The organism is Sporocytophaga myxococcoides DSM 11118 (assembly GCF_000426725.1).
GTDB lineage: Bacteria > Bacteroidota > Bacteroidia > Cytophagales > Cytophagaceae > Sporocytophaga > Sporocytophaga myxococcoides.
This window is the reverse complement of sequence record NZ_AUFX01000005.1, coordinates 476,723-491,156: the sequence shown is the minus strand read 5'-3', so window position 1 is coordinate 491,156 and position 14,434 is coordinate 476,723. Positions and strand designations below refer to the sequence as shown.

Here is a 14,434-nt window from a genome sequence, read left to right as displayed (position 1 = left end):
TATTCTTCTAAAGTAATATGAATTTATGATAATTTTGGATTATTAATTTTGCGAAAATAGAATGCATTTATTGAAATTTCACTTTTTGCTCATCATTTTTTCCCTCCATTGTTTCGTTGCATCTGCTCAAGATAAAGCACCTGCTTCAAAATATGCGCTTTCATTAAATTATCATTATGGATTTCTGATGCAGCATGGTGATGATATTGGCCATTTGGCTAATCAAAGACCATTAAAACTTGAACTCGACTTCAAAATTCAAACAGATGGAAGCAAAGGCTGGCAGGTAAACAATAATTATCCAGTGGTAGGATATTCATTAAACTACCTGCATTTTGATCCGCAAAAGCCTGTAGGTGATGCTTTAGGTTTAATAATATATTACGGTAAAGCTTTTTACAGAACCCCAAAAAGTGAACTCAGATGGAGAATAGGTTTAGGCCCGGGAGTTGTATTCCGTAAGTTTGACATCATGACAAACAATAAAAATAATATCACTGGAAGTACCTTCAATTATTGTCTTAATGGTGCCATAAATTTCAGTACCACCCTTTCAAAAAGATTAATTTTCAACGCTGGGATTGGCTTGTTTCATTTAAGTAATGGTTCAATGAAGATTCCTAATCTCGGAATGAATATACCTGCAGTTTATGCGGGGCTTGGCTTCATCTCTAAAAAGAAAGTAACATTTGATGCTCCGGAACCAGAACGAAAAAGAAGATTCAATTCATTAAATCTTTCAATTGGCGGTGGATTTAAAGAAATAAAACCTATCGGAGGATCAAGGTATTTTGCAGGAGTATTTTCTGCTTACTATGACCTTGGCATCAATTCACGCACATGCCTTAATCTTGGCTATGATTTTATCTATGACTATTCTGCAAAAGCCGAAATCAAGAGAGGCACCTTTGATGAGAAACTGGTCAATGGAAATTATATGAGACATGGCGTCGCATTGGGATTCCATTATTTTATAAGTCAGGTATCCTTTGTTGGTCAGTGCGGCTATTATGTATTTGATCCGTTAAAAAGATACAAACCCTTTTATCAACGATATACTGTCAAATACAATTTTAATGAAGCTATAAGTGCCGGAATAGCACTCAAAGCCCACTTTGGTCAGGCAGAGATAGTTGAATGGACAGTTGGTTATACATTAAAATGAAAAAATCAGGTTTACTATATATTGCAATCATTTCAGCTATTCTATTGTCATGCAATAAAGAAGACAGCTGGGACTGTGTGAAGAGAACAGGTAAAATTGTCCAGGAAAGAAGGATTGTAAAAGGAGTATATTACATCTTTGTTGAAGATAACATAGACCTCATTTTTAAGAATAATCTTGGAGATACTTTGGTAGTTGAAGCTGGTGAAAATTTGCTAAAAAAGATTACCAGCGAGAATGATGGAACTAACCTTAGAATAAGAAATACCAATACATGCAATTGGGTCAGAAGCTACAAAAAAGATATAAAGGTCTATATTGATGCTGTTAAATATAAAGACATTTTTGTCATGGGATATGGTACAGTAAGTAATGAAGGTGTTATACAAAAAGACCGGCTGTTTCTGCACAACTACTCCAATGCAGATGTAAATCTCAATGTTGATTTGGAATTTCTTTGGGTTGATATGGATAAACTTGCAAACATCACAATAAATGGAAAGCTGCATCGCCTTCATGCTATCAACCTTGGATCCGGTCAATTGAAAGTAAATACACCTGATTGTAAATTTGTATCAATATCAAACCAGGGACCAGGCATGAGTTATGTGCACTCTGATAGTGCTTTTTACTCGACAATTCAAGGCACAGGAAATGTCTACTACAGTGGCGATCCTCAGGTAGTTGCAATGCACAAACAAGGAGCTGGAGAGTTTATCAAACAATAAATATCATTTACCAAAGAGCTCTTCCAACTTATTTGTCAGATCATGGCCGCGCAAATTTTTGGCGATAATGACACCTTCTTTGTCTATCAAATAAGTTAAGGGGATTGCTTGTACTTCATAAACAGGATTAACCGAAGAAGCCCAGCCTTTAAGATCCGAAATCTGTTCCCAGACAAGGCCATCCTTCATAATTGCGTTCTTCCATTTCTCTTTGTCTTCATCCAAAGAAACACCAAGGATAGCAAAGCCTTTGTCCTTATATTTTTTGTAAAGTTCTACCACATGTGGATTTTCCATGCGACAAGGACCACACCATGAGGCCCAGAAATCTATCAATACATACTTTCCTTTAAAATCTGAAAGCTTGATAATTTTTCCATTTGGGTCAGGCAGTGCAATTTCCGGAGCTTTTTTCCCAACACCAACTTTACTTAGTTTTTCCTTTTCTTCCTCTTGCTTTTTCATAACAAGAGCTTTTTGCACTTCTGAAGACAGGAGCTTAGTGTATGTTGAATTTGGGTAAGCCTTATTCATTTCATCTGCTACCTTTTTCAAGTAAGGAAGTTCAGACTGAAAGTCAAGGTAGTTAACCATTGAAAATACAGAAAGAGAAGGTAAAACTGAATCTATAGATGCTATAGTTAATTTACGGACCTTTTCTTGAAGGCCTTTCAATTCAGCCATAATGGCAGGAATAGAGTCTTCCTGCTTCTTCATCTGAAATGACATTCCCTTTTGCTGTAACTTGTTCTGTGCCTTTTGAAGCTTACTCATCTGATTAAAAAAAGTCAGATATTCCGCTGTTGCTTTCGATCCTTCTACAGATGCATTCCCTGGCAAATCTGTCAAATCGGAATTAAACTTTATAGCAGGAGCATCGATAATAAGCAGAACGTTTTGAGTATCTGCCTGCAACAAAACATAATCAGGTTCAGAAAGAGCACCCGTAAATTTATAAGATCCATCAGATCCGATTTCTGTCGAATCTAAATGGATCCAGCTTTGGTTTTCAAGTTTATCAAGGTATAATTTCTTACCACCGCCATTTTTAATTGTTCCTGATAATTCAAAAGAAAAATCACCTTCTTTTTTTTCAGATTCCTTCTTCTCAGAACACCCAAAAACAACCGCTACGATTAGCAGAAAACTTAATACCCTCATAAGATTAATTCAGATTATCCAGTGTCTTTTTTAATAATTCACTTGTAATTTTAGGATCAGCTTTACCTTTTGTAAGTTTCATAACCTCTCCCATAAACATGGCTAAAAGGTTTGTTTTACCAGCTTTATATTCTGCTACTTTATTTGGATATTTTGCAATAGCTTCATCAATCAAAGGTTGTAAAGCTCCAGTATCACTCTCCTGAATCAAATTCATTTTTTCAGCTATTTGCTGAGCTGAGCCTCCCTTTTGATTAATCATTTCAGGGAAAATCTTTTGACTAGCAACGGCAAAGCTTACTTTTCCTGATTCTACCAATGCAATTAACTCAGATACTTTTTGAGTAGACAATGGGAAATCATTTATATGAAGAGTTAATTCATTTAAATATCCCTTCACAGGTCCCATGATCCAGTTAGAAGCTGCTTTATAGTTTTTAGTATGCTTGCATAGGTCTTCAAAATACAATGCTATTTCTTTAGCATCTGTTAATACCTGAGCATCATATTCAGGAAGGCCAAATTCAGTTGTAAACTTCTTATACAGATAACCTGGTAAGCTTGGCATAGTTGCCTTTATATCAGCTAACCATTTGTCTGATATATTTAAAGGCTGAAGATCCGGTTCTGGAAAATATCTATAATCATTCAGCTCTTCTTTGGTTCTCATTCCATAAGTGCTGCCAGTGGTAGCATCGAACATCCTTGTCTCAGAGAAAATTGCTTCACCTTTTTCTATCAGCTCGATCTGACGCTCAATTTCGTGATCTATGGCTCTCTGTACATTTCTGATGGAGTTCATATTTTTGATCTCCACTTTCTTACCGTATTGAGTTGCTCCTTTCAGCATCACAGAAACGTTGGCATCACATCTCATTGAGCCTTCTTCCATGTTACCATCACATACTTCAAGATACCTAACTAGCTTCCTGATTTCTGTTACCACCTGAAATGCTTCTTCCGAGCTGCGGATATCCGGTTCTGTAACAATCTCAATCAAGGGAACACCTGCTCTGTTATAGTCTACAAGAGTATCCGTTTCTCCAGCAAGGTGAAGGTTTTTACCTGCATCATCTTCCATGTGAATTCTATTAAGACGAATCACTTTCTCTCCGTCTTTCATTCGAATCACAACCTCTCCTCCTTTACAAATAGGTGCCTTATCTTGTGTGGTCTGATACCCCTTTGGTAGATCCGGATAAAAATAATTTTTTCTATCAAAGAAATTTACTCTGTTGATTTCACAGCCACTTGCCAAACCCATTTTGATTGCATATTCCACAACCTTTTTATTTAGTAATGGTAATGTTCCCGGGTGTCCCAGAGTGATCACACTTACGTTTGTATTGGGCAAACTTCCGAACTCTGTAGAGTCAGATGCGAAAATCTTACTCAGAGTACTTAACTGGGCGTGTACTTCAAGACCAATTACCGGCTGATATTTATCTATGATTGATTTATCCATTTTAAAAGCAATACTGAATTTTACTTATACTTTTTCTTTAAGAACGCTTTTAGCTTTCACTAAAACTTTATCAAGCCCAGCAAGGTCTTTTCCTCCTGCTGTTGCAAAGAAAGGTTGTCCACCACCTCCACCTTGTATTTCTTTTGCAAGTTCTTTAACAAGGTTACCGGCATGAAGCTTTTTATCCGCAACAAGATTTTCAGAGATCATTACTGCAATCTGAGGTTTATCATCAATTTTGGCTGCAAGAACCAGGAACAAATTATCCACTTTAGCCTTTACGTCATAAGCTAATTGCTTTAAAGCATCTGCTGAAGAAAGGTCTACTCTTGATATCACAACATTAATGCCATCAACTGGTTCTACTTTTTTAAGTAGCTCCTCTTTGATGCCCTGTCCTTCTTTGCTGACATACTCTTCAATCTGTTTCTGAAGCTTTGCTTTTTCAGCCGAAAGCTCTTCCACAGCTTTTAATATGTCTTTAGGATTCTTAAGTACTTCTTTTAATTTTTCAATAATTGAAAGCTGAGAATCAACAAAGGTTTCCGCTTCATCTGCTGTAATTGCCTCTATCCTTCTTACACCAGCTGCTACAGAGCTTTCGGAAACAATCTTAAACAACCCGATTTTCCCAGTTGCAGAGACATGAGTACCTCCGCACAATTCTACTGAATAAGAAGAATCGAAAGTAATGACTCTCACAAACTCTCCATATTTCTCACCGAACAGTGCCATTGCACCAAGAGACTTAGCTTCGTTAATTGGTACATTACGTCTTTCATTCAGCTGAATATTCTCTCTGATCTTGGCATTGACAATCTTTTCAACTTTCTCAATTTCCTCAGTAGTCATTTTGGAGAAATGTGAAAAGTCAAACCTCAATACCTTATCATTTACCAATGATCCTTTCTGCGCAACATGAGTTCCAAGTACATCTCTCAATGCCGCATGCAACAAGTGAGTTGCTGAATGGTTATTTTCAGTAAGGCGTCTTTTCTTCTCATCAACATTCGCTTCAAAGTCAGCTTTAACATCAGCAGGAAGCTTATCTATGATATGTATAATCAGATCATTTTCTTTTTTAGTATCAAGAATCTGGATCTTTTCTTTTCCGGACTGAAGCACACCTGTATCACCTGCCTGACCACCGCTTTCTGCATAGAAAGGTGTAGTATCAAGCACCACCTGATATTGGTCTTTACCTTTTGCAGTGACTTTCCTGTATTTTACAATCTTTGATTTAGCATGCAAATGATCATAGCCTACAAATTCTACACCTTCTTCTTCTCTTACCTGAACCCAATCTGTAGTCTCTTTAACTGCATCTTTCTTGGATCTTTCTTTCTGCACAGCCATTTCCTTTTCAAAGCCGGCTTCATCTATTTCAAGACCATACTCTCTTGCAATAAGTGCGGTAAGATCAACTGGAAATCCGAAAGTATCATACAATTCAAATACTGTTTTTCCGTCTATGACTTTCGCACCTTTGGTCTGTTCTATATTCGCACGTATTTGCTCAAGCTTTTTCAACCCGACTTCAAGCGTTCTCAGGAATGAAATTTCTTCTTCAAGAACTACCTTCTGAACAAAATCCTGCTGAGCCTTTAACTCAGGGAATACTTCTGCAAACTGGTTTGAAAGCACAGGTACCATCTTATTAAGGAACGGCTCTTTGAAACCAAGGAAAGTATATCCGTACCTAACTGCTCTTCTCAAAATTCTTCTGATTACATAACCAGCTTTTGCATTACCTGGCAACTGACCATCAGCAATCGTGAAAGATATTGCTCTGATGTGATCAGAAAGCACTCTCATTGCAACATCGGTCTTCAGATCTTTTCCATAGGTTTTGCCACATGCATCTCCAATGAATTTGATCATTGGCTGGAACACGTCAGTATCGTAGTTCGAAGTCTTCGCCTGAATGGCCATTACCAGGCGTTCAAAACCCATACCTGTATCCACATGCTTCTCAGGAAGCGGCTCCAGGCTCTTATCGGCTTTTCTGTTGTACTGAATAAAAACGTTATTCCAGATTTCAACCACCCTAGGATCATCGTTATTGACCCTGTCCCGGCCTGGCACTTTTTTAATTTCTTCTTCTGTTCTTAGGTCTATATGGATCTCTGTACAGGGGCCGCAAGGACCCTGATCTCCCATTTCCCAGAAATTGTCTTTCTTGGAACCATAAAGAATTCTTTCTTTAGGAAGATATTTCAGCCACAATTCAAGAGACTCATTATCAGGCTCAAGGTTTTCACCTTTGTCTCCTCCAAATACGGTTGCATAAATTCTTTCTTTAGGAAGTTTATACTCAACTGTAAGGAGTTCCCAGGACCATTTTATAGCTTCTTCTTTAAAATAATCTCCGAAAGACCAGTTTCCAAGCATTTCAAACATGGTATGGTGGTAGGTATCTATACCAACCTCCTCCAGGTCATTGTGCTTACCACTTACTCTGAGGCATTTCTGAGTATCGGCTATCCTTTTATATTTAGCAGGCTGATTTCCAAGGAAAATATCCTTGAATTGGTTCATACCTGCATTGGTAAACATTAGAGTTGGATCGTTTTTATTGACGATTGGAGCAGACGGAACAATGTGGTGTCCCCTTTCCTTAAAGAAATCAAGAAATTTCTGTCTTATGCTTTTGGAATCCATTAATTAGGAAAGACCTTTAAATATTTATACTTTTTTTATAATTTTAAGCTTTTCGTCGACAAATCAGGCATAATTTTCACCTGATTCACCGTTATCTGAAGGCGCAAATTTAGTATAAATCTCAGAAGTTCAGTAATGGCCAGAATAAAATATTATTACGACACAGAAACCTGCAAGTATGAGCGTCTTAAGGTATCTACCTGGGACCTAGTACTTAACACGTTGGGTTTTCTTTTTGTCTCATTCATTTTTGCGGTGGCTCTGGTATATGTATACACCAAGTATTTCAAATCCCCGCACGAAACTTTGCTTCGGAAAGAAAATGAAGAGCTTTCGCTTTACTACGACCTACTCAATCAGGAAATTGATCAGGCGAATAAAATGCTGAACGCTCTGCAAGAAAGAGATGACAATATTTACAGAGTTATTTTCGAAGCAGAACCGATTCCTTATTCAGTAAGAAATACTGAGCTGACAGGCATCACGAAATATAAACAACTACTGGATAGAGGTTTAAAGAGGGAAGAATTGATTATTTCAACAGTTGCCAAGCTGGATAATCTTAAAAAGAAAATGTATATCCAGACAAAGTCGTATGATGAAATAGTAAAACTGGCAAAAAACAAGGCTTTAATGCTGGCAAGTATTCCTGCTATCCAGCCTCTCTCTAACAAAGAGCTGACAAGACTTGTATCGGGTTTTGGGTATCGAATTCATCCTATTTATAAAGTTAAGAAGCTTCACACAGGCTGTGATTTTTCAACCCCAAAGGGCACACCAATATATTCTACCGGAGATGGGGTGGTAAAAACTGTAGCTTCCAATCCTGGTGGGTATGGCAATGAAATCGAAGTTGATCACGGTTATGGATATGTCACTAAATATGCACATCTGGACAGGTTTAATGTGAGAATTGGCCAAAGAGTAAAAAGAGGCGAATTGATCGGATTTTCTGGAAATACTGGATCTTCAACAGCTCCTCATTTGCATTATGAAGTCATTCACAATGGTAAAAAAGTTAATCCTGTCCACTATTTCTATATAGATCTTTCACCTGCTGAATATCAAAAAATACTGGAGCTTGCTTCTGTTGAAAATCAATCACTATCATAATTGTAAATTATTATAAATTTCAGGGCATTGGAAATACAATTTCAATGCCCTCTTTTTTTAGAATATTTTGTATATAAGAATTTTATAACTGAATTATTTAATAATAGAGGTTCCTGATTCTGTTGAAAAAAAATGAAATTTTATTTCTATTTTTGAATTTAATAGTCCACTCAAAACCAGAAGCATTTGACTTACCAGGACAAAAAATTGGATAAGATGTACTACACCATCGGTGAGGTTGCCGAGATGTTTGGAGTTGCAGCTTCTCTGATACGCTTTTGGGAAACCGAGTTTGATATTATTACTCCCAGAAAAAACAGAAAGGGAAACAGGCAATACACCAAAGATGATATAGAAAACATCAAGCTGGTTTATCATCTGGTAAAAGAGCGAGGATACACTCTACAGGGGGCCAAAGATTATATAAAAATTCACGGCACAAAGGCCAAAGAAAAGACAGAGATAATAGAATCTCTTCAAAAGGTGAAAGCTTTTCTGATAGAATTGAAGAAAAGTTTGCCTTAAAATTTTTCAGTTCAACAGCTATAAGAAATTTTTAAATGACTCATGCAAATGTTTATGAGGTCGCTATAGGCCTCGTTCCAGGTATTGGTAATCAACTTACCAGGCAATTAGTAAGCTACTGTGGTGATCCGGAACAAGTCTTCAGAGAAAAAAAAGGCAAATTGCTTAAGATTCCTGGCATAGGAGAAAATATTGCAAAATCTATCATTCAGTCCGATATCTTTTCCAAGGCCGAGAAACAAATAGAAACGGCAATCAAAACAGGAACTAAAATTCTTTTTTATACTAATCATGATTATCCTGAACGGCTGAAAACCATATTGGACGCTCCTACTCTCATTTATTATAAAGGCCACGGACCATTAAATTTTCCTAAAACTGTAGGAATTGTAGGTACAAGAAATGCTACAGGATACGGAAAAGAAATGACAGAAAAAATCATATCCGAATTGAAGGAACAAAATGTACAAATCATCAGCGGACTGGCTTATGGCATTGATAGCTATGCGCATAAATCGGCCCTGGACAACGGATTATCTACAATAGGAGTAATGGCAACCGGTGTAAACATTGTGTATCCGGCAGTTCATAAAGAAATGGCAAACAGAATGCAATCGTCTGGCGGTATACTTTCCGAATATCCTTTTGATACAAAACCTGAACCCGGATACTTTCCTGCGAGGAACAGAATAATTGCGGGACTGAGTGATGTTGTAATAGTCGTTGAAGCTTCCAGCTCAGGAGGAGCCTTGATTACCGCTGACCTTGCCAATGGTTATAACAGAGAAGTAATGGCTGTACCAGGAAATATCAACAACAAATATTCCCTTGGATGCAATAACCTTATAAAATCACACAAAGCACAAATCTTTTCAAAGACATCTGATATCATTGAACTCATGAATTGGGATATCTCTATTTTACCCAAACCCAAAAATAAACTACCTGAGATTCCTGAGGGGCTTACTGATGATGAAAAGAAAATATTTCAACTGTTGATCAATAATGGCGAAACTCATATTGATGAGTTGTGCTGGAAAAGTCAGATCCCTGTGAGTAAGATGGCCTCTCTCCTTCTCAATCTTGAATTCAGTAATCAGGTAAAATCATTACCGGGGAAGAAGTATAAATTAGTCTGATATAGTCTTCTTTCGTATATTTTCCCAATGGAAAATTATTACGAGTCTTTGGGTGTAAAAAACACTGCCTCCTTTGAAGAGATCAAAGCTGCATATAAAAGTCTGGCAAAGAAATATCACCCTGATAAACATCAGGGTGATAAATATTATGAAGATCAGTTCAAAAAGATTAATTCGGCTTATCAGACCATTTCAGATCCACAAAAAAGAAGATTATATGATTTAAAACTTCATTATTACTATAACCCTTCACAAAAATCTGCAAAAGCTCATACCTATAGTTCTTCTAAGCCAAGGACCAGTAGACAGCCACGGCCAAAACCGGCCACATCGCCAGCGCCTAAAGTTTCGTCTAAAGAAATAAGAATATATATATACACAGGACTGGCATTGATATTGCTGGTTGCTTGTTCAGTTCTTTTTTATCATTATATGAATAACAGAATGGCAGCAAAAACGCATGAGGAAGCTATTCAATATGAAAAAAAAGGAGAATGGTTAAAAGCCTTAGAGTCCTATACAGAAAGTATATCATTTGACGAAGACTATGCACCTGCTTTTCAAAAAAGAGCTTTGTTAAGGCTCCACATGCTAGGGGATTATCGAGGAGCTGTTTTAGATCTTACTAAAGCAATTGAAAATACAGAAAACCCTTCATGGGATCTGTATTATGAACGCGGAAAAGCTAATGCTAAAATCAAAAAAAAATCTGCTGCCCTTGAAGATTTTAATGAATCGATCAAAAGAAATCCTGCTAAAGATAGTAGTTATCTATACAGAGGAGAGTTACTCCAATATGCCAAGGGTGATTGTCAATCCGCATACCCTGATTATCTGAAATTCCTGAAACATCAGCCAGAGTCAGAAATGGCTCTCCTTAATTTGGCCAACTGTTATCAGGAATTAAACCAACATCAAAAGTCTATAAGTATTTATACTGACATGATTAAAAAGCAGCAAAATCCTGGGATTGCTCATTATTACCGAGGGTTGGCTTACTCAAGGATTGTAGATTCCACCAATGCCTGCTCCGATTTTACCAAAGCTCTCGAATTTGATGTACGACAGGCAAAAAAACTACATCGCAGGTATTGTCTTAAGATAAATGATGAAGAGGACTAAACAAATTAGTCCTTTTTCCTATTTTTAACTTTTCCAAATTGAATTAAAGTTTATGCGCGTTTTTTTATTCACTCTTCTTTCTGTCTTTTCATTTACCCTTAGTTTTTCCCAGGATTTTGCTCATCAATCTCCTGATGTTCCCTACAGAAGTAAACAAAATCCTTATTACTGGAAAAACAACCCTCCAAGTCCCGGGTACTGGCAACAGGATGTGCATTACTTCATGGACGTTTTTCTTGATGATTCCAATAATGTTCTAGTCTGTCCCGATTATAAACTTGTTTATTACAACAACTCTCCATTCGAATTAAAAGAGCTTTATTTCCATTTACATAATAATGCCTTCATTCCCGGATCCTATTATCATGCATTAAATATTGAAAATGATGTGAAGGTAAAATTCGGACCTACTGAAAGCAAGGGGTTAGGAACTGTAGTCGATAGTGTAAGAGTTGACGGAGAAGAGGTAAAGACTATCATTGATAATACCATCATGAAAGTAGCTCTCAATAAGCCTCTTAAATCAGGGGATTCGCTTATTGTGACAATGAATTTTAAAACATATTTTGATCCGTCAGGCACCATGAGAAGAAGGATGAAGCTGTATGAAACATATGGTTTCAAACACTTCGATGCTGTGCATTGGTATCCTGCAATTGCAGTATATGACCATAAATTCGCATGGGAGACAGAACAACACCTCGACAAAGAATTCTACTCTGATTTTGGAGCATTTGATATAAAATTGACACTTCCTAACAACTACGTGCTGGAAGCAACAGGTACACTTCTGAATGAAAAAGAAGTTTTACCAGATACCCTCAGACAAAAACTTGATCTGAAAAACTTTGCTAAAAAACCTATGAATGAGGCTCCTTCTATTGTGATTCCGCGAGAAAAAGGCAAATTCAAAACCTGGGTTTATCATGCAAAGAATGTCCACAATTTCGCTTTCACTGCAGATCCGCTCTATAGAATCGGAGAATTAATATGGAATGGTATCAGAGTAGTTGCTATTGCTCAGGAACCCCATGCATCAGGATGGCAGTTATCGGCTTACTTCACTGCTAACGTGATCAAAGTATATTCTCAGGATTTTGGAATGTATGCGTGGCCCAAGATAGTTGTTGCAGACGCAAAAGACGGCATGGAGTATTCAATGCTTACTTTGGATAATGGTACTTATCCTCAACATCAAAGTCTGCTGGCCCATGAGGTTGGACATATGTGGTTTTATGGGATGGTAGGGTCTAATGAAACCTATAGAGCTATGATGGATGAAGGGTTTACACAATTTTTAACAGTGTGGTCTTTAGATAGAATTGTCGGGGAAAAGAGAGCAAGAATCGGCAAGAATAAATACATCACCAAACATGTTGATTCTTCCGATACAAGATATGAAAATCTATACTATCCATATCTGAATCATGTTGTGGAAGGCTATGATGATCCGCTCAACACACACAGCTCCGATTTCCATGGTGCAATAAGACATGGAGGAAACTATGGCCTTGTATATTATAAAACAGGAACCATGCTCTACAACCTTCGGTATGTGCTTGGAGAAGATCTGTTTTCAAGAGCAATGAAGCATTACTTTAACAAGTGGAAATTCGCACATCCTTACCCTGAAGACTTCCGAGATGCCATTACGGAATACACACAGACTGACCTTAATTGGTTCTTCGATCAATGGATGGAAACTACCAAATACATCGATTATGGCATTGATGAGGTAAAAAGAGTCAGCAAGGAAAATGAATATGAAATTAAGTTCAGAAGAAAAGGTAGCATGCAAATGCCTTTAGACTTCACTGTTAAAGCTTCTGATGGCAGTACTCATGATTTCCATATACCCAATACATGGTTCATTAAAAAGACCAATGCAACCATTCTTCCTAAATGGTACGGATGGGGCTTATTAAACCCTACTTATAAAGCATCTATCAAGTTACCTTCTCCTATCAAAACCATTGAGATAGATCCGAAACATTATCTTGCAGATATTAATCTTACAAACAATAAAGCAGGAGATGGCGGGATTAAAATACTTGAATTTGAACACAGGGTACCTAATGTTACGAGTTGGACAGTGCAGAAAAATACATTGAGACCAGATGTCTGGTACAATAGTTTTGATGGTCTGCAGGTAGGGCCTTACTTCAAAGGAAGTTACTTTGGGAAATTCCAGTATTCAGCAGGTTTCTGGTTTAATACAGGTCTTGCTCAAGGCAAATCAGAAAAAGACCTTGACCTGAAACATCAATGGGTTGCTGCTGATATCTATTTAAAAAGAAATCTTTCTTTAATCTGGAAAGGCTTAAGTGCCAATACTAATCTATACTATAATGCAGGCATTGCTAATTTGAATGCGGGCTTAGAGAAAGTTATCCGTGAACCAGACCAAAGAGCTTCAAAGTATTCAAAACTCTTCATTAATGCGAAATATCTCATTACTACTGATAACTATTTTGTGTACAGACTTTATCCTGAGCAATGGGGTCGTTTTCAGGGAGATTTTACATCTGGCCTGGTAAATGCAACAGTGAATATGGGATACTTTCACTATTACACATATGGAAAAGGCAATGGAGAGTATACATTCAATGTAAGGCTACCATCGATGGGATCTGATTACAACTATTCTTATGCTCAACTGAACTCCATTAACAGGTTCACGCTTAAGAAGTTTGAATTCAAAACAAGAGTTTTCGGACAAATAGGTCTGGGCGATCTACCTCTTGAATCAACTTTATATCTGGCAAGTGCTAATCAGGAACAAATGCTGGATAACAGATTTACACAAGCGAGAGGTTTTGTACCAAATCATTGGTTAGGTTATGGACAGAATTACAACCACTTCCAAATGGGAGGAGGTTTGAACCTCAGAGGTTTTGCAGGCTATCTCGCACCTGAAATTCACACCATTAATGGACAAGAAGTATTGATTTACAACTATTATGGAAATTCCGGAGCAGCCTTTAATGCAGAAATTGACTTTGATAAATACATAAAAATTCCTGCCAAAGGGCTTACTAAAAATTTCAAGATAGACACTTACCTTTTCTCTGATTTAGGTATTCTTAATACGAGCTCTGCTTCGGAAAACTATTTCGGAAAATTCAGGTTAGATGCTGGTATAGGGTCTGCTGTTACATTCAAATTCGGGCCGTATGATATGAAGCCTGTTACCCTCAGGTTTGATATGCCCTTTTTTGTAAACACACCCCCTGCTGTGTCTGATTACTTTAAATTCAGATATGTAATTGGCATTAACAGAGCGTTTTAAGAAATATAGTATGTATTAGTAGAACCTTGTGTTTTATTAAACATGGCTAACTATTTGTAACTAGGG

At 37.2% G+C, this 14,434-nt stretch carries 10 protein-coding genes; 7 read left to right on the top strand and 3 right to left on the bottom strand.

Annotated features, from left to right (window positions below; translation table 11 throughout):
• The first annotated feature begins 85 nt into the window (after positions 1-85).
• On the top strand, positions 86-1,165 hold the full coding sequence (locus tag K350_RS0108060) for an acyloxyacyl hydrolase (protein WP_162144146.1): 1,080 nt from the start codon (positions 86-88) through the stop codon (positions 1,163-1,165).
• Entirely contained in the window at positions 1,162-1,893 is a 732-nt protein-coding gene (locus K350_RS0108055) for a GIN domain-containing protein (protein WP_162144145.1), read from the top strand. Before K350_RS0108060 ends, K350_RS0108055 begins: the two co-directional genes overlap by 4 nt.
• A gap of 3 nt (positions 1,894-1,896) precedes the next feature.
• Here the strand turns inward: K350_RS0108055 and K350_RS0108050 are convergent, their stop codons facing one another.
• The 3 genes from K350_RS0108050 to alaS are packed head-to-tail and all read right to left on the bottom strand — an operon-like array spanning position 1,897 to position 7,180.
• Positions 1,897-3,054, bottom strand: coding sequence for a TlpA disulfide reductase family protein (locus K350_RS0108050; RefSeq protein ID WP_028979472.1), 1,158 nt, complete (start codon positions 3,052-3,054; stop codon positions 1,897-1,899).
• Positions 3,055-3,058: 4 nt separating this feature from the next.
• Complete coding sequence (gene gatB, locus K350_RS0108045) at positions 3,059-4,519, bottom strand: Asp-tRNA(Asn)/Glu-tRNA(Gln) amidotransferase subunit GatB (protein ID WP_028979471.1); 1,461 nt, start codon at positions 4,517-4,519, stop codon at positions 3,059-3,061.
• Positions 4,520-4,543: 24 nt separating this feature from the next.
• Positions 4,544-7,180, bottom strand: a complete 2,637-nt coding sequence (alaS, locus tag K350_RS0108040) for an alanine--tRNA ligase (RefSeq protein ID WP_028979470.1) — start codon at positions 7,178-7,180, stop codon at positions 4,544-4,546.
• Positions 7,181-7,315: 135 nt separating this feature from the next.
• Here alaS and K350_RS0108035 point away from each other — a divergent pair, with 135 nt between their 5' ends.
• The 5 genes from K350_RS0108035 to K350_RS0108010 all read left to right on the top strand — a co-directional run bounded on the left by K350_RS0108035 (position 7,316) and on the right by K350_RS0108010 (position 14,368).
• Positions 7,316-8,293, top strand: coding sequence for a M23 family metallopeptidase (locus K350_RS0108035; protein WP_028979469.1), 978 nt, complete (start codon positions 7,316-7,318; stop codon positions 8,291-8,293).
• A gap of 216 nt (positions 8,294-8,509) precedes the next feature.
• Entirely contained in the window at positions 8,510-8,818 is a 309-nt protein-coding gene (locus K350_RS0108025; RefSeq protein ID WP_231570032.1) for a MerR family transcriptional regulator, read from the top strand.
• A 35-nt stretch (positions 8,819-8,853) separates the two neighbouring features.
• Positions 8,854-9,957, top strand: coding sequence for a DNA-processing protein DprA (dprA, locus tag K350_RS0108020; RefSeq protein WP_028979467.1), 1,104 nt, complete (start codon positions 8,854-8,856; stop codon positions 9,955-9,957).
• Between the two features lie 27 nt (positions 9,958-9,984).
• The gene (locus tag K350_RS0108015) at positions 9,985-11,079 is read left to right on the top strand and encodes a tetratricopeptide repeat protein (protein WP_028979466.1); all 1,095 of its coding nucleotides are present in this window, start codon (positions 9,985-9,987) and stop codon (positions 11,077-11,079) included.
• Positions 11,080-11,131: 52 nt separating this feature from the next.
• The gene (locus tag K350_RS0108010) at positions 11,132-14,368 is read left to right on the top strand and encodes a M1 family metallopeptidase (RefSeq protein WP_028979465.1); all 3,237 of its coding nucleotides are present in this window, start codon (positions 11,132-11,134) and stop codon (positions 14,366-14,368) included.
• Positions 14,369-14,434 lie beyond the last annotated feature (66 nt).